Origin of the sequence: Streptomyces sp. NBC_00019 (assembly GCF_045041015.1) — a bacterium.
Lineage (GTDB): Bacteria > Actinomycetota > Actinomycetes > Streptomycetales > Streptomycetaceae > Streptomyces.
Genome location: NZ_CP108302.1, coordinates 3,014,101 through 3,036,644, shown reverse-complemented (window position 1 = coordinate 3,036,644; position 22,544 = coordinate 3,014,101). Strand labels below are relative to the sequence as shown.

Annotated in this window: 19 protein-coding genes and 1 pseudogene; 8 read left to right on the top strand and 12 right to left on the bottom strand. The window is 69.3% G+C overall.

Annotated elements, in window-relative coordinates; genetic code table 11:
• Nucleotide 1 precedes the first annotated feature (1 nt).
• Nucleotides 2-1,300: an ADP-ribosylglycohydrolase family protein gene (locus tag OHU89_RS14520; RefSeq protein ID WP_405642963.1), complete on the bottom strand. Its 1,299-nt coding sequence runs from the start codon at nt 1,298-1,300 to the stop codon at nt 2-4.
• Nucleotides 1,297-2,337, bottom strand: a complete 1,041-nt coding sequence (locus OHU89_RS14515) for an ADP-ribosylglycohydrolase family protein (protein WP_405642961.1) — start codon at nt 2,335-2,337, stop codon at nt 1,297-1,299. The genes OHU89_RS14520 and OHU89_RS14515 overlap by 4 nt, the downstream gene beginning before the upstream one ends.
• Nucleotides 2,338-2,607: 270 nt before the next feature.
• Between OHU89_RS14515 and OHU89_RS14510 the strand changes: the two genes are divergently transcribed.
• The 3 genes from OHU89_RS14510 to OHU89_RS14500 all read left to right on the top strand — a co-directional run bounded on the left by OHU89_RS14510 (nt 2,608) and on the right by OHU89_RS14500 (nt 9,762).
• Complete coding sequence (locus tag OHU89_RS14510; RefSeq protein WP_405642959.1) at nt 2,608-3,339, top strand: VIT1/CCC1 transporter family protein; 732 nt, start codon at nt 2,608-2,610, stop codon at nt 3,337-3,339.
• 371 nt (nt 3,340-3,710) lie between these two features.
• Nucleotides 3,711-8,309, top strand: a complete 4,599-nt coding sequence (gene gltB, locus OHU89_RS14505) for a glutamate synthase large subunit (protein WP_405642957.1) — start codon at nt 3,711-3,713, stop codon at nt 8,307-8,309.
• Nucleotides 8,302-9,762, top strand: coding sequence for a glutamate synthase subunit beta (locus OHU89_RS14500; RefSeq protein ID WP_266893731.1), 1,461 nt, complete (start codon nt 8,302-8,304; stop codon nt 9,760-9,762). Before gltB ends, OHU89_RS14500 begins: the two co-directional genes overlap by 8 nt.
• A gap of 118 nt (nt 9,763-9,880) precedes the next feature.
• Here OHU89_RS14500 and OHU89_RS14495 read toward each other — a convergent pair whose 3' ends face one another.
• The 5 genes and pseudogenes from OHU89_RS14495 to OHU89_RS14475 all read right to left on the bottom strand — a co-directional run bounded on the left by OHU89_RS14495 (nt 9,881) and on the right by OHU89_RS14475 (nt 13,167).
• Nucleotides 9,881-10,030, bottom strand: a complete 150-nt coding sequence (locus OHU89_RS14495; RefSeq protein ID WP_405642955.1) for a hypothetical protein — start codon at nt 10,028-10,030, stop codon at nt 9,881-9,883.
• Between the two features lie 12 nt (nt 10,031-10,042).
• Nucleotides 10,043-10,471: a hypothetical protein gene (locus OHU89_RS14490; protein ID WP_405655105.1), complete on the bottom strand. Its 429-nt coding sequence runs from the start codon at nt 10,469-10,471 to the stop codon at nt 10,043-10,045.
• A gap of 203 nt (nt 10,472-10,674) precedes the next feature.
• Nucleotides 10,675-11,190, bottom strand: a complete 516-nt coding sequence (locus tag OHU89_RS14485) for a UDP-N-acetylglucosamine 2-epimerase (RefSeq protein ID WP_405642953.1) — start codon at nt 11,188-11,190, stop codon at nt 10,675-10,677.
• Nucleotides 11,191-11,200: 10 nt separating this feature from the next.
• A pseudogene (gene wecB, locus OHU89_RS14480) lies at nt 11,201-11,806 on the bottom strand (non-hydrolyzing UDP-N-acetylglucosamine 2-epimerase); the annotation flags it as partial.
• Between the two features lie 152 nt (nt 11,807-11,958).
• Complete coding sequence (locus OHU89_RS14475; RefSeq protein WP_405654499.1) at nt 11,959-13,167, bottom strand: glycosyltransferase family 2 protein; 1,209 nt, start codon at nt 13,165-13,167, stop codon at nt 11,959-11,961.
• A 250-nt stretch (nt 13,168-13,417) separates the two neighbouring features.
• Between OHU89_RS14475 and OHU89_RS14470 the strand changes: the two genes are divergently transcribed.
• Complete coding sequence (locus OHU89_RS14470) at nt 13,418-15,040, top strand: ISAzo13 family transposase (protein WP_405654237.1); 1,623 nt, start codon at nt 13,418-13,420, stop codon at nt 15,038-15,040.
• 76 nt (nt 15,041-15,116) lie between these two features.
• On the opposite strand, the gene OHU89_RS14465 is transcribed toward OHU89_RS14470, so the two are convergent.
• The 3 genes from OHU89_RS14465 to OHU89_RS14455 all read right to left on the bottom strand — a co-directional run bounded on the left by OHU89_RS14465 (nt 15,117) and on the right by OHU89_RS14455 (nt 16,857).
• On the bottom strand, nt 15,117-15,494 hold the full coding sequence (locus OHU89_RS14465; RefSeq protein ID WP_405642951.1) for a transposase: 378 nt from the start codon (nt 15,492-15,494) through the stop codon (nt 15,117-15,119).
• A complete protein-coding gene (locus OHU89_RS14460; RefSeq protein WP_405654497.1) occupies nt 15,491-16,000 on the bottom strand; it encodes a transposase family protein in 510 nt (169 codons plus the stop codon). The genes OHU89_RS14465 and OHU89_RS14460 overlap by 4 nt, the downstream gene beginning before the upstream one ends.
• A 386-nt stretch (nt 16,001-16,386) precedes the next feature.
• A complete protein-coding gene (locus OHU89_RS14455; RefSeq protein WP_405642949.1) occupies nt 16,387-16,857 on the bottom strand; it encodes a hypothetical protein in 471 nt (156 codons plus the stop codon).
• 530 nt (nt 16,858-17,387) lie between these two features.
• Between OHU89_RS14455 and OHU89_RS14450 the strand changes: the two genes are divergently transcribed.
• From OHU89_RS14450 to OHU89_RS14440, 3 genes are read left to right on the top strand one after another with little or no spacing between them, the layout of a single operon-like run.
• On the top strand, nt 17,388-18,140 hold the full coding sequence (locus OHU89_RS14450) for a DUF2334 domain-containing protein (RefSeq protein WP_405642948.1): 753 nt from the start codon (nt 17,388-17,390) through the stop codon (nt 18,138-18,140).
• Entirely contained in the window at nt 18,125-18,787 is a 663-nt protein-coding gene (locus OHU89_RS14445) for a DUF2334 domain-containing protein (protein WP_405642946.1), read from the top strand. Before OHU89_RS14450 ends, OHU89_RS14445 begins: the two co-directional genes overlap by 16 nt.
• 11 nt (nt 18,788-18,798) lie before the next feature.
• Nucleotides 18,799-19,851, top strand: coding sequence for a glycoside hydrolase family 113 (locus OHU89_RS14440; RefSeq protein ID WP_405642944.1), 1,053 nt, complete (start codon nt 18,799-18,801; stop codon nt 19,849-19,851).
• Here OHU89_RS14440 and OHU89_RS14435 read toward each other — a convergent pair.
• Nucleotides 19,848-20,756 (bottom strand): chitosanase, encoded by a 909-nt coding sequence (locus tag OHU89_RS14435; RefSeq protein ID WP_405642942.1) that lies wholly within the window; start codon nt 20,754-20,756, stop codon nt 19,848-19,850. The two genes, OHU89_RS14440 and OHU89_RS14435, sit on opposite strands and share 4 nt — an antisense overlap.
• Nucleotides 20,753-21,667 carry a rhomboid family intramembrane serine protease gene (locus tag OHU89_RS14430; RefSeq protein WP_405642940.1) on the bottom strand — a complete coding sequence of 305 codons (915 nt, stop codon included), beginning with the start codon at nt 21,665-21,667 and terminating at the stop codon, nt 20,753-20,755. Before OHU89_RS14430 ends, OHU89_RS14435 begins: the two co-directional genes overlap by 4 nt.
• A 145-nt stretch (nt 21,668-21,812) precedes the next feature.
• On the opposite strand from OHU89_RS14430, the gene OHU89_RS14425 reads away from it, so the two are divergent.
• Nucleotides 21,813-22,541 (top strand): VWA domain-containing protein, encoded by a 729-nt coding sequence (locus OHU89_RS14425; RefSeq protein ID WP_266893749.1) that lies wholly within the window; start codon nt 21,813-21,815, stop codon nt 22,539-22,541.
• Nucleotides 22,542-22,544: the final 3 nt, after the last annotated feature.

The window sequence follows — 22,544 nt, the reverse complement described above, 5'->3', positions numbered from 1 at the left end:
ATCATCCTCCCGGGAGGGCCGGTTGTGTGGCTTCCAGGAGTTCGGCGAGTTCTACGAGGTCGGTGCCGGTGAGCCGGGGGAGGGCGCAGCCGGAGAGGGTGCGGCAGGCGTCCCGCCAGGTGGCGGGGATCGCCTGTCCGCCGCCCAGTGCGCCGGTGAGGGCGCCGGTCAGGGCGGGGGCCGAGTCGGCGACCCGGGAGAGACAGGCCGCCGCCGGTACGGCCTCTGCGATCCGGCCGTTCGCCGCGGTGGCCAGGGCCAGGGCTACCGGGACCGTTTCGGCTGCCGCGATGCCGTAGCTGTAGACGTGGTCGACGATCTGGTGTTCCAGGAGGGGGATCAGGGCGAAGGCGTTCTCGGCGTCGCTTGCCAGCTTGAGGGCGTGGCGGGCGTTGCGGCCGATCTCGGTCGCTTCGGGGAGTTCGGTGAGGGCGGCTGCGGTGCAGGTGTGGATGTCGGCGCCGTTGAGGGCGAGGGAGAGGGCTGCGGCCATGGCTCTCGCCCCGTGCACGCCGTCGCCGTCCTGGGTGTAGCGGGCATCGAACTCGGCCAGGTCCGCGGCGAGTCGGGGGTTGCCGGGGTGGGCTGCGGCGAGGACGCAGGCGCGGATGCAGGCCGCGTCGTCGAAGTAGTGGGGGTTGTCGTGGCCGGTTGCGGGTGGGCGTAGGCCGGTGGCGAGGTTGCCGAGGCCCGCTCTCACCGAGATGCGGGCGCGTAGGGGGAGTACGGCGGATTCGATCTCGGGGGCGCGGTCCGCCGCGGCGGCGACCTCGCTGGCGAGGGCGTTCCAGGTGAGGTCGATCGCGGCTCTGGCGCGGCGTTCCCGGCTGAGGTCGCCCAGGGCGGTGTCGTCGCCGGCTCGGAGAAGGGCCTCTGCGGCGAACGCCGCCCATTCCGCGTCGTCGGAGGGGCCCAGGCGGAGGGGCTCCGGGGGTTGGTTCAGGGCGATGGGGACGGGGAGGGTCGTCGTCGCGTTCTGTTCGGCGAAGGTGTCGAGTTCGCGGGTCAGGCGGCGGGTCCAGTCGGGCATGCGGGCGGCGCGGTGGCGGGCTGCGGGCCAGCCGGCGGCGTCGCCTGCGGCGAGTCCGAGGAGGAGGCCTTCGATACGCCGGGGGCGGGCGGGTGCCTGTGGCAGCGGTGCGGCGCCAACGGCCTCGGCTTCGCCTTCGGCCCGGGTGTTCTTGCCCGCACCGCCCGTGCGGGTTTCGTTGTCGGGTGCGGGTGGCCCCTGTGGGGCTGCTTCGCCGTCGGCGGCCGCGACTGTGTTCGTTCCTTCCCCCCACGGTGCCGGTGGTCTCATTCCGCCGCCTCCAGCGTGAACGTCGTCGGATGTGTTCCTCGTACCGCCCCCGTCAGCCGGTCCGCCACGTCCAGTACGTGATGGCCCGCCATCGCCGGGAGGCAGCTGCCCTTCGCCGGGCCGATCGCCGCTGCCCAGTCCGCCGGGATCGCGGACGCGCCCTTTGTCGCGCCGGCCAGGGCGCCGGCCACCGCTGCTGTCGTGTCCGCGTCCCTGCCCATGTTCACGGCGGTCAGGACCGAGTCCACGAAGTCGCCGTCGGCTGCCGCGTACGCGCCGAAGGCCAGGGCGACCGCCTCGGGGGCCAGGTCGGTCCAGGGGTAGCCGCCGATCACGACGGCTGAGCGGACGGCGCGTTCGCCTCGGTGGGCCACCGCCACCGCACGGCGCAGCGATCTCGCCGTCCAGGAGTCGTCCGGGACCACCGCCAGCGCCGAAGCCACCACCGCGATCGTGGGGGCGCCCGCCATCGCCGCCGCCACGCCCGCCGCGACCGCCTGGCCGCCGTAGATACCCTCGCCGTCGTGGCTCACCGAGCCGTCGATCGCCACCAGCCGCGCCGCCTCCGCCGGGCGCCCCGCCGCGAAGACGCCGAAGGGGGCCGCCCTCATGGCCAGGCCGTCGCTCCAGGCATGGCGGTGCTGGGCCGAGATGGGCGCCGCCAGCCCTCTGCGGAGGTTCTCCAGGGTGCCGCGTTCGCTGAAGCCGGCGCCCCGGAACGGGCCCTCGTCCCGGTCCGCGATCCACTCGTGCCACGCCGCCTCCACATGGGACGGCGTCAGCGCCGAGCCGTGGCGGCACAGGAGCAGCCCCGAGAAGATCGCGTACTCCGTGTCGTCCGTGCCCGCCGGGGTCTTGGCCACGTAGCCCGTGATGCGGCCCCAGCGGGCCCGGATCTCCGAGGGCTTCATGTTCTCCGCAGGGGCGCCCAGGGCGTCGCCCACGGCCAGGCCCAGCAGTGCGCCGCGTGCCCGCTCGCGGAGTCCGGCGGCGTCCCCGGGCGTCGGGACCGAGGGAATGCAGGCGATGGATGCCATACGCGGCCTCTCCTACGGAGGCTCCGCACAGGGCGCGGGGCCTTTGCGGATGTGTCCCACCGGCACACGTCACCAGAGCATCAGGGGACCCAGCGTCACCCGGTCGACATCTGAGCGGGCTCCCGATCGTATGCGCATTCGACGGTAAAACCGCAGGTTAGCTCAGCCTTTCCTTGCTGGCGGGCAGGAATTTCAGTGCGTAGAGTCTGGTTGTCGATAATTAGAATCAGTCCAAACATAGCTTTGGCTCAGCTTCCTGGGGGATCCCGCATGGCCATCATCGAGACCGAGGCGCCACTGCACGTGGCGCACCGTGACAACCACACGCACCGGGATGTGAACGGGGGGTGGTTGCGGCCCGCCGTCTTCGGGGCGATGGACGGGCTCGTCTCGAACCTCGCCCTCATGACCGGTGTCGCCGGCGGGGCTGTCGGGCAGCAGGCCATCGTGCTGACCGGACTTGCCGGGCTCGCCGCCGGCGCCTTCTCCATGGCCGCCGGTGAGTACACCTCCGTCGCCTCGCAGCGCGAGCTCGTCGAGGCCGAGCTGGATGTCGAGCGGCGGGAGCTCCGCAAGCATCCGCAGGACGAAGAGGCTGAGCTCGCGGCTCTCTACGAGGCTCGGGGCGTCGAGCCCTGGCTCTCCCGCGAGGTGGCCAAGCAGCTGTCGCGGGATCCCGAGCAGGCCCTGGAGATACACGCGCGCGAGGAGCTCGGGATCGATCCCGGGGATCTGCCGTCGCCGCTCGTGGCCGCCGTGTCGTCGTTCGGCGCGTTCGCGCTGGGGGCCCTGCTTCCCGTACTGCCTTATCTGTTGGGCGCCACCACGCTGTGGCCCGCCTTGCTGCTCGCGCTGGTCGGGCTCTTCGCCTGCGGTGCCGTTGTGGCCAAGGTGACCGCACGGAGCTGGTGGTTCAGTGGACTGCGACAGCTCGCGCTCGGTGGTGCCGCGGCCGGTGTGACGTACGCCCTGGGCAGTCTGTTCGGAACGGCCGTAGGATAGGTCGACTGGAACTTATGCGATGGGCCGCATAAGTAGCCGTTACTCACTGGTTTCGAATGCTTAACCACTGGGCATGAGCCGTAAGCGCTGTGGGCAATGACGCCTGCCGCGCACCCGCGAGGTGGGCGACGCCGCTCCCCCCGCCCCCTGGGCCGATGGACACTGATCTGTCCTGTTCGGTCCCACATACTTCAAGCCACGTCCGCGACACCCGCTTCGCGACCTCGTGGCGTCCGCATGTTGGAACGGGGTATCCGGTTCCCGAGATCCGCTCCATCATGTAACCTGCACGAAATTTTGCGCACACGCAGAGGGCCAACGTCGTCCCTCGGCACGCAGATATGCCACTTGAGACGACGACGGGAGAGCCGATGCGTACGCCGCGCCAGCCGTCCCAGCACTCCGCGAATGGCCAGAAGTGGTCCTTCATGGATGCTCGCCCTGCTGCGCAGGGTATGTACGACCCCCGCAACGAAAAGGACGCCTGTGGCGTCGGATTCGTGGCCACCCTCACCGGCGAGGCGAGCCATGCGCTGGTCGAGCAGGCGCTGACCGTTCTGCGCAACCTGGAGCACCGCGGTGCCACCGGCTCCGAGCCCGACTCGGGTGACGGCGCGGGCATCCTGACCCAGGTCCCGGACGCGTTCTTCCGCGAGGTGGCCGAGTTCGAGCTGCCCGAGGCCGGTGCGTACGCCGTCGGTATCGCCTTCCTCCCGGAGGACGGCACCGAGGACGCCATCTCGCAGATCGACACCATCGCCGCCGAAGAGGGCCTCACCGTCCTCGGCTGGCGTGAGGTTCCGGTCGCGCCCGGACTCCTCGGCGCCACCGCGCGTTCGACGATGCCCGCCTTCCGCGAGCTCTTCGTCGCCGACGGCACCAGCACCGGCATCGACCTCGACCGCAAGGCGTTCGTGCTGCGCAAGCGCGCCGAACGCGAGGTCGACGTCTACTTCCCGTCGCTCTCCGCGCGCACGATCGTCTACAAGGGCATGCTGACCACCGGCCAGCTCGAGCCCTTCTTCCCGGACCTGTCCGACCGCCGCTTCGCCTCGGCCGTCGCCCTCGTCCACTCGCGCTTCTCCACGAACACCTTCCCGTCGTGGCCGCTCGCGCACCCCTACCGCTTCGTCGCGCACAACGGTGAGATCAACACCGTCAAGGGCAACCGCAACTGGATGGTCGCCCGCGAGTCGCAGCTCGTCTCCGACCTGTTCGGCAACGACGACAAGGCCCTCGAGCGCGTCTTCCCGGTGTGTACGCCGGACGCCTCCGACTCGGCGTCCTTCGACGAGGTGCTCGAACTGCTCCACCTCGGTGGGCGTTCGCTGCCGCACTCCGTGCTGATGATGATCCCGGAGGCGTGGGAGAACCACGACTCCATGGACCCGGCCCGGCGCGCCTTCTACCAGTTCCACGCCACGATGATGGAGCCCTGGGACGGCCCGGCCTGTGTCACCTTCACCGACGGCGTCCAGGTCGGCGCGGTGCTCGACCGCAACGGTCTGCGCCCCGGCCGCTACTGGGTCACCGACGACGGCCTCGTCGTCCTCGGCTCCGAGGTCGGCGTCCTCGACATCGACCCCGCCAAGGTCGTCCGCAAGGGCCGTCTGCAGCCCGGCAGGATGTTCCTCGTCGACACCGCCGAGCACCGCATCATCGAGGACGACGAGATCAAGGCGCAGCTCGCCGCCGAGGCCCCCTACGCGGAGTGGCTGGAGGCCGGCGAGATCGAGCTCTCCGACCTGCCCGAGCGCGAGCACATCGTGCACACCCACGCCTCGGTCACCCGCCGCCAGCAGACCTTCGGTTACACCGAGGAAGAGCTGCGCATCATCCTCGCGCCGATGGCCAAGACCGCCGGCGAGCCGCTCGGTTCGATGGGCACGGACTCGCCGATCGCCGCGCTGAGCGAGCGACCGCGTCTCCTCTTCGACTACTTCACCCAGCTGTTCGCGCAGGTCACCAACCCGCCGCTGGACGCGATCCGCGAGGAGCTCGTCACCTCGCTGCGTTCCTCGCTGGGCCCGCAGGGCAACCTGCTGGAGCCGACCGCCGCGTCCTGCCGGACCGTCACCCTGCCCTTCCCGGTCATCGACAACGACGAGCTGGCCAAGCTCATACACATCAACGCCGACGGCGACATGCCCGGCATGAAGGCCGCGACGCTCTCCGGCCTGTACCGGGTCTCCGGCGGCGGCGACTCCCTCGCCGCGCGCATCGACGAGATCTGCGCCGAGGCCGACGCCGCCATCGACAACGGCGCCCGGCTGATCGTCCTGTCCGACCGGCACTCCGACGCCGAGCACGCGCCGATCCCGTCGCTGCTGCTCACCGCGGCCGTCCACCACCACCTCATCCGCACCAAGCAGCGCACCGAGGTGGGTCTGCTGGTCGAGGCCGGTGACGTCCGCGAGGTCCACCATGTCGCCCTGCTGATCGGCTTCGGCGCCGCGGCCGTGAACCCGTACCTGGCGATGGAGTCCGTCGAGGACCTCGTCCGCGCCGGCACCTTCCTCTCCGACATCGAGGCCGAGCAGGCCATCCGCAACCTGATCTACGCGCTGGGCAAGGGCGTGCTGAAGGTCATGTCCAAGATGGGCATCTCGACCGTCGCCTCCTACCGCGGCGCCCAGGTCTTCGAGGCCGTCGGTCTCGACACCGCCTTCGTCGAGAAGTACTTCAACGGCACGGCCACCAAGATCGGCGGCGTCGGCATCGACGTCATCGCCAAGGAGGTCGCCGCCCGGCACGCCAAGGCGTACCCGGCGTCCGGCATCGCGCCGGCCCACCGCGCCCTGGACATAGGCGGCGAGTACCAGTGGCGCCGCGAGGGCGAGCCGCACCTGTTCGACCCGGAGACGGTCTTCCGCCTCCAGCACTCGACGCGCACCAACCGCTACGACATCTTCAAGAAGTACACGGACCGCGTGAACGAGCAGTCCGAGCGGCTGATGACGCTCCGTGGACTCTTCGGCTTCAAGTCGGACCGCCCGTCGATCTCCGTCGACGAGGTCGAGCCGGTCTCCGAGATCGTCAAGCGCTTCTCCACCGGCGCCATGTCGTACGGCTCCATCTCCAAGGAGGCGCACGAGACCCTCGCCATCGCCATGAACCAGCTGGGCGGCAAGTCCAACACCGGTGAGGGCGGCGAGGACGCGGACCGGCTGTACGACCCGGCGCGGCGGTCCAGCATCAAGCAGGTCGCCTCCGGCCGCTTCGGTGTGACCTCCGAGTACCTGGTCAACGCGGACGACATCCAGATCAAGATGGCCCAGGGCGCCAAGCCCGGTGAGGGCGGTCAGCTGCCCGGCCACAAGGTCTACCCGTGGGTCGCCAAGACCCGTCACTCGACGCCGGGCGTGGGCCTCATCTCCCCGCCGCCGCACCACGACATCTACTCCATCGAGGACCTGGCCCAGCTGATCCACGACCTGAAGAACGCGAACCCGCAGGCGCGGATTCACGTGAAGCTGGTCTCCGAGGTCGGCGTCGGCACGGTCGCCGCGGGTGTCTCCAAGGCGCACGCGGACGTCGTCCTCATCTCGGGCCACGACGGCGGTACGGGCGCGTCGCCGCTGACGTCCCTCAAGCACGCCGGTGGTCCCTGGGAGCTGGGCCTCGCCGAGACCCAGCAGACCCTGCTGCTCAACGGCCTGCGCGACCGCATCGTCGTCCAGACCGACGGCCAGCTCAAGACCGGCCGTGACGTCGTCATCGCCGCGCTGCTCGGCGCCGAGGAGTTCGGTTTCGCGACCGCGCCGCTCGTCGTCTCCGGCTGCGTCATGATGCGCGTCTGCCACCTGGACACCTGCCCGGTCGGCATCGCCACCCAGAACCCGGTGCTCCGCGACCGGTTCACGGGCAAGGCCGAGTACGTCGTGAACTTCTTCCAGTTCATCGCCGAAGAGGTCCGCGAGATCCTCGCCGAGCTGGGCTTCCGCACCATCGAGGAGGCCGTCGGCCACGCCGAGACCCTCGACGTGACCCGCGCGGTCAACCACTGGAAGGCGCAGGGCCTGGACCTGGCTCCGCTCTTCTACGTGCCCGAGCTGCCCGAGGGCTCCGCTCTGCACCAGGTGATCGAGCAGGACCACGGCCTGGAGAAGGCGCTCGACAACGAGCTCATCAAGCTCGCCGCCGACGCCTTGGCCGCGTCCAGCGCCACCGACGCCCAGCCGGTGCGCGCCCAGGTCGCGATCCGCAACATCAACCGCACGGTCGGCACCATGCTCGGCCACGAGGTGACGAAGAAGTTCGGCGGTGCGGGCCTGCCCGAGGACACCATCGACATCACCTTCACCGGGTCCGCGGGCCAGTCCTTCGGCGCCTTCCTGCCGCGCGGTGTCACGCTGCGCCTGGAGGGCGACGCCAACGACTACGTCGGCAAGGGCCTCTCCGGCGGCCGGGTCGTCGTCCGCCCGGACCGGGGCGCCGACCACCTCGCCGAGTTCTCGACGATCGCGGGCAACACGATCGCCTACGGCGCGACCGGCGGCGAGCTGTTCCTGCGCGGTCGTACCGGTGAGCGCTTCTGCGTCCGCAACTCCGGTGCGCTGGTGGTCTCGGAGGGCGTGGGCGACCACGGCTGCGAGTACATGACCGGCGGTCACGCGGTGGTCCTGGGCGAGACGGGCCGTAACTTCGCGGCCGGTATGTCCGGTGGCGTCGCGTACGTCATCGACCTGGACCGCGACAACGTCAACGCCGGCAACGTGAGCGCCGTAGAGACGCTGGACGAGGCCGACAAGCAGTGGCTGCACGACGTGGTGCGCCGCCACGCCGAGGAGACGGGCTCGACGGTCGCCGAGAAGCTGCTCGTCGACTGGGAGACGTCCGTGGAGCGCTTCAGCAAGATCATCCCCAGCACGTACAAGGCAGTGCTCGCCGCCAAGGCCGCCGCCGAGCAGGCCGGTCTCTCCGAGACCGAGATCACCGAGAAGATGATGGAGGCGGCGATCAATGGCTGACCCGAAGGGCTTCCTGAACCACGGCCGTGAGGTCGCCAAGTCCCGCCCCGTCGACGTACGTCTGAAGGACTGGAACGAGGTCTACGTCGCCGGCTCCCTGCTGCCGATCATCAGCAAGCAGGCCAGCCGCTGCATGGACTGCGGTATCCCGTTCTGTCACAACGGCTGTCCGCTGGGGAACCTCATCCCCGAGTGGAACGACTACGCCTACCGCGAGGACTGGGCGGCCGCGAGCGAGCGTCTGCACGCGACCAACAACTTCCCGGAGTTCACCGGTCGCCTCTGCCCGGCTCCCTGCGAGTCGGCGTGTGTCCTCGGCATCAACCAGCCGGCCGTGACCATCAAGAACGTCGAGGTCTCGATCATCGACAAGGCGTGGGACAGCGGTGACGTCGAGCCGCAGGCCCCGGAGCGTCTGTCGGGCAAGACCGTCGCGGTCATCGGCTCGGGCCCGGCGGGCCTGGCCGCCGCCCAGCAGCTCACGCGGGCCGGCCACACCGTCGCCGTCTACGAGCGCGCCGACCGCGTCGGCGGCCTGCTGCGCTACGGCATCCCCGAGTTCAAGATGGAGAAGCGGCACATCAACCGCCGTATCGAGCAGATGCGCGCGGAGGGCACCCGCTTCCGTACCGGTATCGAGATCGGCCGCGACCTCAAGGCGACCGACCTGCGCAAGCGGTACGACGCCGTCGTCATCGCCGCCGGTGCGACGGCCGCCCGTGACCTCCCGGTCCCCGGCCGCGAGCTCAAGGGCGTCCACCAGGCGATGGAGTACCTGCCCCTGGCCAACAAGGTGCAGGAGGGCGACTTCGTGGCGCCCCCCATCACCGCCGAGGGCAAGCACGTCGTGGTCATCGGCGGTGGCGACACCGGCGCCGACTGCGTGGGCACCGCCCACCGCCAGGGCGCGGCCTCCGTCACGCAGCTGGAGATCATGCCCCGCCCCGGCGAGGACCGGGCGCCGAACCAGCCGTGGCCGACCTTCCCGATGCTCTACAAGGTCACGTCCGCGCACGAGGAGGGCGGCGAGCGGGTCTACTCCGTCTCCACCACCCACTTCGAGGGCGACGAGGACGGCAACGTCCAGTGGCTGCACCTCAGCGAGGTCGAGTTCATCGACGGCAAGCTGACCTCGAAGCCGGGCACGGAGCGCAAGATCCCCGCCCAGCTGGTCACCCTGGCGATGGGCTTCACCGGCACCGACCGGGAGAACGGTCTGGTCGAGCAGTTCGGCCTGGAGCTCGACGAGCGTGGCAACATCGCCCGTGACGCCGACTTCCAGACCAACGTCCCCGGTGTGTACGTCGCCGGTGACGCGGGCCGTGGCCAGTCCCTCATCGTGTGGGCGATCGCGGAGGGCCGCTCGGCCGCCCGCGGCGTCGACCGCTTCCTGACCGGTGCCAGCGAACTGCCGGCCCCAATCCGTCCGACGGACCGTTCCCTGATGGTCTGACTGTTCGTCAAAAAGCCTTAACCGGCTCACAGAACGTCCCGTACAAAGGCGTACGGAACACTGACGGCGCCTGCCTTTCCAGTCCCCGACCGGACGGACGGCAGGCGCCGTCGCATGCTCAGGAAGCCTCGAGCCCCTCGAACTCCACCGTGGCGTCCTCGGTGTAGGCGCCCACCCGGCCCTGGAGATAAGGGCGTTCGGCGTCGGTGAAGTTCACGAGCTTCTTCCCGTCGACCTCCACGGTGAGCACCGTGCCCTTCTGCTCCACCCGTACCGAGGATCAGTCGCCCACCGGGTACTCCTCGTGCCCCGTGGCCAGGAACCGCTGGCCGCCCGGATACGCCGGGTCCCGCTTGCCGAGTTCCCAGCCGTTCGGCTTGAGGGTGATGTAGTAGAAGTGCTCCGGGTCCGTGTACGCCCATACCAGCCAGGGCACTTCCCGCGGGTTCGGGTGCGGGGTGCGCAGCTGCTCGACCGTGCGCATCCGTGCCTCGAAGCTCAGGTCGTCGTAGGACGCGGTGCTGACGACGAGCCCGGCATGGGTGGTACCGGGGTCCTCGGCGGGCATCGGGGACAGCGAAAGCGAGTCGTCGTCGCCGGTGTTGGTGCCGTGGCCGTTGAACACGGAGGTCCAGCGGCCGTGGGTGGAGCCGTCGGACCAGGGGGCGGTCCGTCGTGGCTCCGGGTCCGAGCCGCACTGGCTCACCATGACGGACAGTCCGATCGCGAGCGTGAGGGCCAGTGCGACTCCGGCCAGGATGCGGCTCCTGCGCCCCGGCCCCGACGGAAGCTCCGGCGAGGGCCCTGGTGGACGCGCCGACGGAGGCCCCGACCGAAGTCCCGGCCGAAGCCCCGCCCGAAGTCCCCGCGGAATCAGGGGAATCCGTCGGCGCGAGCGCAGGAGTGACGGTGTCATGCCGTCGAGTATGGCCCGGATGCCGTCAGCCCGACCGGGACATCGGCGGCGAAGTCCTCGGCCAGTTGGTCCAGGATCCGGCGCGCGGCCCTGCCGTCGCCGAACGGATTGCCCGCGCTCGCCATCCGCCGGTACTCCACCGGATCGTCGAGGAGCTTCTCCGCCCAGGCCACGATGGTGTCCGGGTCCGTGCCGACCAGCCGGGCCGATCCGGCCTCGACCGCCTCGGGCCGCTCGGTGGTCGTCCGCAGCACGAGCGAGGGCTTGCTGAGACTGGGGGCCTCCTCCTGGATGCCGCCGGAGTCGGTGAGGACGAGGTCGCACTCGGCCAGGGTCGCCGCGAAGTCCAGATAACCGAGCGGCTCGACGAGCGAGACGCCCTGATGACCGTCGAGTTCGGGCAGCAGCACGTCGCGCACGGCCGGACTCTTGTGCAGCGGCAGCACGATCTCCACGTCCCCCCCGCCGGGCGAGCCGGACCAGCGCCCGTCCCATGCCGCGCATCCGTTCACCCTGGTTCTCCCGGCGGTGCAGGGTGACCAGGATCCGCTTGGGGCCCGTGGTGCGGAACGCGGAGGCTCCGGTGCCCTCGGCGAGCACCCACAGCAGGTTGTCGATCACCGTGTTGCCGGTGGTGAACACCTGCTCCTCGGAGACGCCCTCGTCAGTCAGGTGCCGGGCCGCGGCCGGGGTGGGGGCGAAGTGCCAGCGGGCGATACGGCCGATGAGGCTGCGGTTGAGCTCCTCCGGGAACGGGTTGTCGATGACGCCGGTGCGCAGCCCCGCCTCCACATGGGCGACCGGGATCTTCTCGTAGAAGGCGGCCAGGGCACCGGCCAGCGCGGTCGTGGTGTCCCCCTGCACCACGACCAGGTCGGGTCGTTGCTCCCGCATGGCCCCGCCGAGCTCCCCGACCAGCCGGGCGGTGAGGTCGGACAGCTGCTGCCGGCTGCGCATCACGTCCAGGGCGATGCGTACGTCGACGCACAGCATGCCGAGCATCTGGTGGAGCACCTCGCGGTGCTGGCCGGTGGTGACGACGATCGGCTCGAACTGCGGGCTCGCGGCCATCGCCCGCGCCACGGGCGCCAGTTTGATGGCTTCCGGCCGGGTGCCGAGCACGAGCATGGCGCGTACGGGCATGACAGACGGAGGTGTGGACATGGGTGCCCCCCTTGGGCATGCGTGATCGGCGCAGCGACCACGTCGAGGGTGATGAGAGAGGTCCTACGAGAAGGAGATGAGGACCCGCGCGGGGATCGGGCGCGGCCTGAACGTCCTCAGGTGCGTGCGGTCTTCAGCCAGCCCCGCTGGCCGGTGAGCATCCACCAGAAGCCCCACCAGCCGGCGAAGAACCAGATGTAGCCGTAGAAGACGAAGACATGGGCGAGCAGGACCGAGCGCACCAGGCCCAGCTCCCGCTCACGCTTGGCATAGATGAAGCCGTACGCATAGGCGGCCGTGAACGAGAGCAGATACGGGCCGAGCAGCCACATGGGCGAGACGAGCGACTGTCCTGCCTGGACGGAGGCCACGGTGGTGGCGCCGACGGCGACGAGGAAGGACAGCGGCAGCAGCGAGGTGAGCAGGATGAGCACCGGGCTGGAGAGGTGGTAGAGCAGGTCGAGTGCGGCACGGGTCGGGACGTCCCTGAGGATGAGCGGGACGAGATTGGCCGACTGCAGGTGGCCCTGGAACCAGCGGGATCGCTGGCGGATCAGGCGCCGCAGGCTGAGCACGGCCTGCTGGGAGACCGCGGCGGTGGTGCAGTGCTGGTTGGTCCAGCCCTTGGCGATCAGCCGCACCCCGAGGTCGAGGTCCTCGGTGAGGCTGTCGCTCCAAGGACCGACTCCCTTTTCGGCGTTCAGGGTGTTGAGCGCCGACAGCCGCATGAACTGCCCGTTGCCGCCCATGCCCACGCTGCCGATGGAGCGGCGTGCGCTCTGGAAGACGTCGCCGTAGACGACGAACTCCATGTCCTGCATGCGGGCGAGCAGCCCGAGATGCCGGTTGTACATACGGACGCAGATCTGGACAGCGCCTGTTCTCGGGTTGTCGAAATACGGGTCGACCGACTGCACGACATGCGGATCGAGCCGCCCGTCCGCGTCGACCACGCACAGGACCACGTCTTCCGGGTCATGACCGGCGAGCAGACCGGATTCCCGCAGGTGACGTACGCCGTCGTTGAGTGCTGCACCTTTGCCTTTACGGGCATTCGGCGGAGCGCGCCGGTGCAGTCGGACCACGGTCGGGTCGGCGGCCAGAGCGATCTCCGAAGTGTGGTCGTCCGAACCGTCATCGATCACCAGTGCCATAAAATTCCGGGCAGGCAGCGAAGTGATCCGCGCCAGACTTTCGGAAAGTACTTTCTCCTCGTTGAGGCAGGCGAGAAGAAATACATAGAACCGGTCTCTCCGGTCTGTTCGAGAACGGCGAATTCTGCGCCTCGACAGCAGAAAGAGGCTGGTGTTGTAGCAGCCTGCCATAATGATCAAAGTGACGCTCGACCACAGGAGCAGCTCAGTGATCATGACTGCTCCCGGCGGTGGCCTGCGCTTTTTGTGCCTGGCGGCGCAGTCGTATCCGGACCAGCAGTATCAGGCAGGCGGTCAGGCAATAGAGCAGGAATCCGGCCCCCACTTCGGCACTGGGGCCTGCCGATCAATAACTCTTAGGTTTTCGTGGGCTGTTGGGTCGTAGGATGCGGGGGTGTCGGAGGGGACGAAGGCAGAGTTGGTGGATGCGTTCGGGCTGTTGCTGCCGCATCTCGATGAGCGCCAGCAGCGCCTGATGCTGGGCGCCGCGGCCCGCGTTCTGGGCCACGGTGGGATCCGCATGGTGGCCGGAGCGGCCGGGGTGGCGGAGTCCACGGTGTCGCGCGGGAAGCGGGAGCTGGAGCACGCGGAGGAGCCCGCTGGCCGGGTGCGGGCACCGGGCGCGGGGCGGAAGCCCTTGCGGGAGGCCGATCCGGGGCTGGTGCCCGCGTTGCTGGCGCTGGTCGAGCCGGACCAGCGCGGCGACCCGGAATCTCCGCTGCTGTGGACGGTGAAGTCCACCCGGAATCTGGCGGCCGAGCTGACGCGCCAGGGGCACCGGGTCGCTTCGGACACGGTGGCCACGCTGTTGAAGGCGGAGGGCTTCTCCCTGCAGGGCACCTCGAGGACCACCGAGGGGGCCCGGCATCCGGACCGGGACGCCCAGTTCCGCTACATCAACGACCAGGTCACGGCGTACCTCGCCGACGGGCAGCCGGTCATCAGCGTGGATGCCAAGAAGAAGGAGACGCTGGGCAACTACGCGGTCATCGGACGCGAGTGGCATCGCGCCGGGCAGCCGGTGCAGGTGCGTGCGCACGACTTCCCCGAGAAGGGCGCCCAGAAAGCGGTGCCGTACGGGATCTACGACATCGGCGCGGATACCGGCTGGGTGTCGGTGGGCTGCGACGGGGACACCTCTGCCTTCGCGGTGGCCACTTTGCGCCGCTGGTGGAACGGTGAGGGGCACCGCCGCTACCCGCACGCTTCTCGCCTGCTGGTCACCGCCGATGCCGGAGGCTCCAACGGCTACCGTGTGCGTGCCTGGAAGAAGGAACTCGCCGATTTCGCCTATGAGTCGGGCCTTGATGTGACTGTCTGTCACTTTCCACCGGGAACATCGAAGTGGAACAAAATAGAGCACCGGCTGTTCTCGCAGATCAGTATCAACTGGCGTGGCAGGCCCCTGACCAGCCACGAAGTCGTCGTCAGCACCATCGGAGCGACCACGACACGCAGCGGGCTGTCCGTCCACGCCGAGCTCGACCCCGGCGCCTACCCCACCGGCGTCACCGTCCCCGACACCGTCATGGAGCGTCTGCCCCTGACGCCGCACGAGTGGCACGGCGCATGGAACTACACGTTGCGCCCCGAACCACTCGCTCCCGAACCGCCCCCGCCCAGCACCGAGTTCGGGCGCTTTCCCACCGGGGACAAGCTCCCCGCCTGGCTGCGGCACCCCAGCCTCACCGGACTCGAGCCCGCCGCCTTTGACGATCTCGCCGTCCGCTACCGAGCCTGGCGTGCCGAGCACCCGCCGATCTTCCTGCCCGGGAAACGCCCCGACGGCGGCCCCGGCGCCGGCGGCAGACGGCTCTCCGTCTCCGACCAGCTTGTCGTCTTCCTCCTCAAGCGGCGCTGGTCCATGACGAACACCGTTCTCGCCGAGGCGACCGGCCTGGCCAAGAGCAGAATCGGCGCGACCCTCCAGGAGGTCACCCCCGTGCTCACCGCGCTCGGGCACAAGATCCCGACCGGCGCCCTCACCGTGACCACGGCACAACAACTCGCCGCGATCGCCGGGCACGACCCCACCCTCCCGTAATCCCCATCAAGATCGACGAGTTATTGATCGGCAGGCCCCTGGGCTTCGGCGTAGTCGCGTGACGCCCGGTTTGTGATCAGTTGAGGCCGAGGAGCGTGAGCGGGCGCCGGGGGTCGCGGGCGTTGTGGCGGAGGCCGGCCGCGATGTTCTTCGCTCCGGCTGTTCGGAGGGCTCCGATGGCGAGGTTGCGCCAGGTGGCCATCGCGCGAGGCGCGTTGCCGGTCCGTACTTGCGAGGCGTCCTCGGCGAAGGTGGTGTCGCGGACGTGGTGCAGGGCCTCGATCGTCCAGTGGTCGTGGACAAGTCGGGCGAGCTGGGACGGGGTGGCCTGCTCGGCGGTCAGGCTGGTGACGGCGTACACGGTCTTGACAGCGGTCTTGCCGGTCTTGCGGTCGGTGCGACGGCGCTTGATCTGGACGGCCTGGCGGGCTCCGGGGAAGAGAAGGTTGTTCACCGTGGCGACCTTGATCCGGCGGATCTCCGAACGTCCGTGGCCGGTGCCCTTGGTGCGGCCCTGAAGCGGGATGTCCCGGATACAGAGACTCGTTGGTCTTCTCCCCTACGTCCAACTGGGCAATGACCAGGCCGGTGGTGTGCTCCAGCGCCGCGAGCAGATGGACCTTCCGGTCCTTTGCCCTGGCCGCACCCCGTAGGCTCTTGCCGTCCACGGCCAGGCCGCGCAGCCCGGCAGCCCCGGCCGTCTTTGGTCTGCGGGTCCGCGAGCCAGCTCCCGACGGCTCGGTCCAGCGCGTCGCCGTCGATGCGGACCAGCAGCCGGCGGACCGTGGTCTCGGCGGGCAAGACCCTCCTGGGCAGAAGCGGATCAGGGCGGGCGCCGACCTGTTCCAGCACATACTCTGGGGCGTCGGTGATCCACTCGCCGACCGCCAGCAGCGATGTCGCCCCAGCCGGCACCGCGCACGCGGTGAGTGCGAGCACGACGGTCAGGCGGTGGCGCACCCCGCGTGGATCACGCGGGTCCGGCACCTCGGCCAGCCGCTCCAGCAGGCCCGGGACCTCCTCGGGTCCGACCTGCGGATTCTCGCGCAGTTGGTCAAGGGCAGGAGGGATCAGAGATGATGCGTCGGCAGGCACGGTCTTCCACTTGGATCACGGGGCGTAGTGAACTCTATGATCTTGGAAGCCGTGCCTGCCATTACGAGAGGGCCGCTGAGCTGGCAGATCGCCACGAACCTGGCGTCACGCGACTACGCCGAAGCACTGAGGTCCAAGCCCTCACGTCGAACGCTTCGGCGCAGTTGCGGATCACGAACCAGGCATCGTGCAATTACGCAGAAACCTTGCTACAAGCCGGTGCGCAATTCACTGGAACCCTGCGAGTAATTTCAGTGGCGGATCTTCGTGCGGTCCTCTTCGATGAAGCTTGTCGTGCGGGTCTCCGTCCTGATTTGATTTGACTCGCCCGAACCGACCGGCGGCAGGTTCACCGTAATGTTGCAGGTCTGGGTTTGCGTAGCGGTTGTGGTGGCTGCCCCGCCCGTAGCGGCCGCATCACCAGTTGTCGCGTCACCGCCGGTGGTAGTGACGGATTGGCTACACAGAGCGTCCGCTGGTACTTCGGCGACGGGGGCGGGCCTGCTGGTTTCTTCGATCCTGCTGAAGTACTTCTTGCGGTGATACTTCGTGACATAGAGCGAATCGTCGGAGTGGCCGTCGTGGGACTCTCCGGCGTGCGCGGGGCGGGATTCGTGATTGTGCCCGGGGGGGAGATCCTCGGCATGGGCACTGCCCACGCCGGAGACACTCAGCGCGCCGATTGCTGCACTGAGTAGGGCGGTCTTCATGCCAAGTCGCATGGGAGCCTCCATGGAGTAGCTGCCAGGGTTTGTCCAGGGACCTCTGTCCAACGCGGCAGTGGCCATTTCGTTCTCCTATATTCACCCGCTTGCTTCACGCACTTGCGGGGCGACTTGGAGAAGAGGGTCCCCCAGGTGTCCGGGTGCGTACACACCCCCGGCTGTCTCGATCGTGCGCGTGATTGTGATTCCCCCCGAGATGCGGAGGATTAGTGGGTGAGAACCCAAGGCTTCAGCGTTCTCGTGTGGGCCCGGTTCCTGGCGGCTTATCAGCTCGGTGGCGCTCCGGAAGTCGACAGCCCAGACCGCGACACCACCTTCGCCGAAGACGCCTCCCAGCTGTGGACCGGCAACACCCCCGCGCGATGGCCACCTGGCGCAACCTCGCCATCAAAGTCCTCCGCGCGGCCGGAGCGAAACATCGCGACCGACCTACGCCGCGACCCTCGCCGCTCCCTCGCACTCCCCGACCTCGAATGATCACGAACCGGACGTCATGCGACTACGCCGAAGCCCTTCACTTCGGCACGGTGACCGCCAAGCCCGTCCAGCAGTACACGGCCGGCATGGTCAACTCGTACACGGCCGTGGTCTACATCGGCTCGACCTACTGCTGCTGCGACACCCCGGACGCCTTCTACCAGGACGCCTCCACCACGACCAAGCCAGTGATCTGGATGGGCGCCAACATCTGGAACATGGCGAACTCCGTGGGCGTAGCCCAGTTCACGCAGAAGTACGGCTGGGACCCGACGACGTCGTACTACGAGGACGGCGGTTCGATCGGCACCGTGACACAGGTGACGTACAAGAACCAGACCCTCACCCGGAAGATCCCGGCGGGCCAGGACGGCGGCGTGCTGCGCCCCAACGTCCTCACCGGACCCGGCTATCCCGCCGTCACCAGGGTCGCGGAGGGCCTGGACAGCTCCAACGCCCACACCTTCGGATGGGCCGTGCGGTCGTCCAACCTGACCTACATCGGTGAGATCCCGTTCGCGTACGTCTCCGAGAGCGACCGGATCATCGTCCTGGAGGACCTCCTCTTCGACGCCCTCGCGCCGGCCACCACCGAACGGCACCGCGCGCTCCTGCGCCTGGAGGACATCAGCCCCAGCTCGGAACCCTCCGAACTACGGTCGATGGCCGACCTGTTGAAGGCGGAGAACATCGCGTACGGCATCAACGTGATCCCCGTCTACACCGACCCCAACGGACCTACAACAACGGGGTCCCCGAGACGGTCACCCTCGCCCAGCGGCCGCAGGTGGTCAGCGCCCTGAAGTACATGCTGGCCCGGGGCACGGTCCTCATGAACCACGGCTACACCCACCAGCTGGGCACCGTCGCCAACCCCTACAACGGCGTCACCGGCGACGACTTCGAGTTCTACCGGGCCCACGTCGACGCCTCCGACAACGTCGTCTACGACGGCCCGGTCGCCGGGGACTCCACCGCCTGGGCACAGGGCCGGGTGACCAGCGCGCTCGCCGCGTTCACCGCCGCGGGGCTGCCGAAGCCGACGCTGTGGACCACCCCGCACTACGCGGCATCGGCCACCGACTACCAGGTGTTCAGCGCCAACTACGCGGCCCGACTGGAGCGTTCGCTGTACTTCTCCGGAACGCTCAGCGGGAACTCCGCCGGACCCAACGTGTTCATCGGCCAGTTCTTCCCGTACGTGGTGCGGGACGTGTACAGCACCAAGGTGCTGCCCGAGAACATCGGCAACTACGAGCCGGACGCGTACAACAACCATCCGCCACGGCTGCCGGCCGACCTCATCGCCTCGGCCAAGGCCAACCTGGCCGTCCGGGACGGGGTCGCCAGCTTCTTCTACCATCCGTACTTCCCGACCCAGCCGCTCAAGGAGACGATCGACGGCATCGAGGCCCTGGGCTACGCCTTCGTCAGCCCGACGAGCCTGTGAGGACATCGGTCATGAAGAGGAGGGCCGTCGCCGCTGCCGCGGTGGCGGCCCTCCTCGCCGCCGGCTGTACGACCACGAAGGCCTCCAGCGGCGCCGGCGGCAAGGAAGCGACCTCGACGATGCGCGGCATCACCCTGCCCTCCTGGTACCGCACCGACTACGAAAGCCCCGCCGCCGACCGCTATCTGCGGGACATCCGGGCGACCGGGGCCCGCTGGGTCACCTTCACCCCGACCTGGTACCAGCGGCGGCGCACCGACACGGTCATGCGCCCCACCGAGGAGACCGCGAGCGACGCGAGCCTGGAACGGATCGTGCGCCGCGCGCACGCGGCCGGCCTCGAGGTGATGATCAAGCCGCATGTGGACCTGCCCGGCGACGGCGACCGCGCCGAGATCCGCCCCCGCGACAGCTCCGCCTGGTTCGCCTCCTACCGCCGATTCCTCACCCACTACGCCGACCTCGCCACCGACACGGGCGCCGAACAGCTCGCGGTGGGCACCGAACTCGCCGGGGTCTCCCGCGACACCGAGGCCTGGACCAGGGTCGTCGACACCGTCCGCGACCACTACGACGGCCCCCTGACCTACGCCGCCAACTACGACGAGTACCGCAGGATCCGCTTCTGGAAGGAGCTCGACCTCATCGGCATCGACGCCTACTGGCCGCTGTCCGGCAAACCCACCGCGGACACCGCACGGCTGCGCCGCGCCTGGCAGCCGATCGCCGAGGAGCTCGCCGCGTTCGCCCGGCGCCAGGACCGGCGGATCCTGTTCACCGAGGCCGGCTACGTCAGCCAGCGCGGCTCCACCACCGCGCCGTACGCCTGGGACCTCAGCCACCGCGGCGGGGAGGCCGAACAGGCCGCCGCCTACCGGGCGTTGCTGGAGACGTTCACGGGCCGCGACTGGTGGGCCGGGGTGTGCTGGTGGATGTGGGACGACTGGCCGGACAGCGGCGAGACCCCCGCGAAGCTGGCGTACACCCCGCACGGCAAGCCGGCGGAGCGGGTACTGCGGGAGACGTGGGGCGCGTCCCCGGACGTCTCCGAGGGGGCCTCCTAACGCACCTCGAAGGTCTCCCCGTACACCTGCCACGTCAGCGGCGTGCCCAGGTCCAGCTTCCCGTCGTACAGGAACCGCCGTTGCGCGGTGTCGACGCGGGACGTGTCGATGTCCCCGTGCCTGGTGCGCATGGCCTGCTCGCGGATGTCGAGGAAGATGTCGAGGTAGGCCTTCTCGGAGCCGCCCTCGGAGGGCGGGTCGGCCTCGTGGATCGCGCGTTCGCGCAGGCCGTAGAAGCTGGTGGCGTTGGTGCCGGGGCCGTGGAAGACCATGGCGTCGTAGTAGACGAACTGGCCCAGCGTCCCCAGACCGTCCAGCTTGGCGAGGCGGACCGCGGGGTCGAAGTAGACGCGGTCGCGTTCCTCGTCCTGGGCCTGCCGGAAGGCCGCCACCTCGGCCTCCGCCTTCCACGCCTTCGTGAAGCCGGGGTCCAGGCCCTCGTGGGAGTCCGTGCCGTCGACCTCGCGCAGGGCGGGCAGATAGCGGGCCAGACCGTTGTCCGGGTGGGCCTTCGTGTAGCGCTCGACCAGGGTGAGCAGGTCGTGGGTCCCGGTGCAGAAGCCGATGATGCCGGCCGTGTAGCCCTGGCCGTCCCCGATGTCCTCGATGTAGCCGTAGGCGGAGCGCCAGTCGAGGGTGGAGTTCTCGGCGCTCGCCACGATCTGCTGGGCCAGCTCCTTCTTGGCGGGTGCGGACAGCCCGGCCGGCAGGGCGGCGATCGCCTCGTCGTCCGCCGCCTGTTCCTCCTCGGCACGGCTCTTGGCCTCCTCGAGCGCCCGCTGCGAGGCGGACACCGACGGCTGTCCCGGGGTGTCGGCGGAGTCCGTGGGGGCGAGCAGGTAGGCCGCCGCCGTGATGACGACGGGTACGGCCGCGAACAGCACAACGGTCCTTGCTCGTTTCACCGGGTCAGCTCCGAGACTTTCGCGATCGACAGGACCACGAGCAGCGCCAGCAGCGCCACACAGGCGACCGTCTGGATCAACCCGCGCCGTGGTCCGCGGGGAGCATACGCGTACGCCAGCGTCACGGCGCCGCCCGTGAGCAGGCCGCCGAGGTGGCCCTCCCAGGAGGTGAAGGCCGCGGAGGCCACGAGCCACACGAGCAGGAAGACCATGAGGCGGTTGACCGCCCCCATGTCCGCGCCCACGCGGCGGGCCAGGACGTAGTACGCCGACCCCAGGCCGAAGATCGCCCCCGAGGCGCCCACGGCCCCCTCCCCAGGGGCGGCGAGCAGGAGCACCGCGACCGAACCGCCGACCGTCGACAGAAGGTACAGCGCCAGATAACGGACCCGGCCCAGCATCGGCTCCACGACCCGGCCGAGCTGCCACAGCGACCACATGTTCATCACGATGTGCATCAGGCCGAACGTTCCCTCAGTGGGCTCCAGATGCAGGAAGCCGCCGGTCAGCAGCCGCTCCCACTGCCCCGCCACCACGCCCTCCGCGTGGAAGTCCGACGGGTAGGAGGACTGGTAGACGTAGGGGCCGCCGTCCGGGCCCACCAGACCGGCGGTCAGCATCGAGAAACGGTCGACGATCTCCGGGCGGATCACCTCGCCGAGGTACGCCAGGACATTGAGCCCGATCAGGACGTACGTCACCAGCGGCACCGCCGACACCCGCCCGCCGACGACCGTACGGGCCTGGCGGATGGATCGCGCGCCCTCCTTCACGCACTCCACGCACTGGTGGCCGACGGCCGCCTCGCGCATGCAGTCCGGGCAGATGTACCGCTCGCAGCGGGTGCAGCGGACATGGGACTCCACCTGGGGATGGCGGTAACAGGTGGTGACGGCGGACTCGGGTTCCACGGCCGGCTCCTAGGGACAAGGGACGATCGATGAGCCGGTTGGTACGGCGGCGAACAAAATAGCGAACGCCTGGGGACAGGGCGAGCGGCGGGCCTCCGGTGACGTACGCTCGGCACGTTCAAAGGGGCGACAAGGGGGAGCTCGGATGTCCGCGATCAGTCTCACCAAGGTCGAGGAGACCGCGCCCGCGCTGGTCAGCCTCTACAAGAGCGCAGGGGTCTCGCTGCGCAAGCACGGCCTGGACGGGCTGCGGGCGGCGGTCTACCTCGTCGTCGACTACTCCGGGTCCATGAAGCCGTACTACAAGGACGGCAGTGTGCAGGCGCTCGCCGACCGGGTGCTGGGACTGTCCGCGCACCTCGACGACGACGGCACCGTGCCGGTGGTGTTCTTCTCCACCGAGGTCGACGCCGAGACCGAGATCGCCCTCGCCGATCACCAGGGGCGGATCGAACGGATCGTGGCCGGGCTCGGGCACATGGGCAAGACCAGCTACCACCTGGCCATGGACGCGGTCATCGACCACTACCTCGACAGCGGCTCGCGGGAACCCGCCCTCGTCGTCTTCCAGACCGACGGCGGCCCGATCAACAAGCTCGCCGCCGAACGGTACCTGTGCAAGGCGGCCAGGCTGCCGCTGTTCTGGCAGTTCATCGGCTTCGGGGACGCCAAGAGCAAGCAGTTCGACTACCTGCGCAAGCTCGACGAACTCGCCGTCCCGGACAAGCGGGTCGTCGACAACGCCGGGTTCTTCCACGCCGGCGCGGAGCCGCGGAAGGTGTCCGACACCGAGCTGTACGACCGGATCGTCGGGGAGTTCCCGAAGTGGCTGGTGGCCGCGCGAGCGCAGGGGATCATCCCGCCGGGCGCCTGAACC

Bases quoted from the DNA above. Each gene is read 5' to 3' on its own strand.
- OHU89_RS14520 (WP_405642963.1), bottom strand. From the start codon at position 1,300: ATGAGACCACCGGCACCGTGGGGGGAAGGAACGAACACAGTCGCGGCC.
- OHU89_RS14515 (WP_405642961.1), bottom strand. From the start codon at position 2,337: ATGGCATCCATCGCCTGCATTCCCTCGGTCCCGACGCCCGGGGACGCC.
- OHU89_RS14510 (WP_405642959.1), top strand. From the start codon at position 2,608: ATGGCCATCATCGAGACCGAGGCGCCACTGCACGTGGCGCACCGTGAC.
- gltB (WP_405642957.1), top strand. From the start codon at position 3,711: ATGCGTACGCCGCGCCAGCCGTCCCAGCACTCCGCGAATGGCCAGAAG.
- OHU89_RS14500 (WP_266893731.1), top strand. From the start codon at position 8,302: ATGGCTGACCCGAAGGGCTTCCTGAACCACGGCCGTGAGGTCGCCAAG.
- OHU89_RS14490 (WP_405655105.1), bottom strand. From the start codon at position 10,471: ATGGTGAGCCAGTGCGGCTCGGACCCGGAGCCACGACGGACCGCCCCC.
- OHU89_RS14475 (WP_405654499.1), bottom strand. From the start codon at position 13,167: ATGGCAGGCTGCTACAACACCAGCCTCTTTCTGCTGTCGAGGCGCAGA.
- OHU89_RS14455 (WP_405642949.1), bottom strand. From the start codon at position 16,857: ATGCGACTTGGCATGAAGACCGCCCTACTCAGTGCAGCAATCGGCGCG.
- OHU89_RS14440 (WP_405642944.1), top strand. From the start codon at position 18,799: ATGAAGAGGAGGGCCGTCGCCGCTGCCGCGGTGGCGGCCCTCCTCGCC.
- OHU89_RS14425 (WP_266893749.1), top strand. From the start codon at position 21,813: ATGTCCGCGATCAGTCTCACCAAGGTCGAGGAGACCGCGCCCGCGCTG.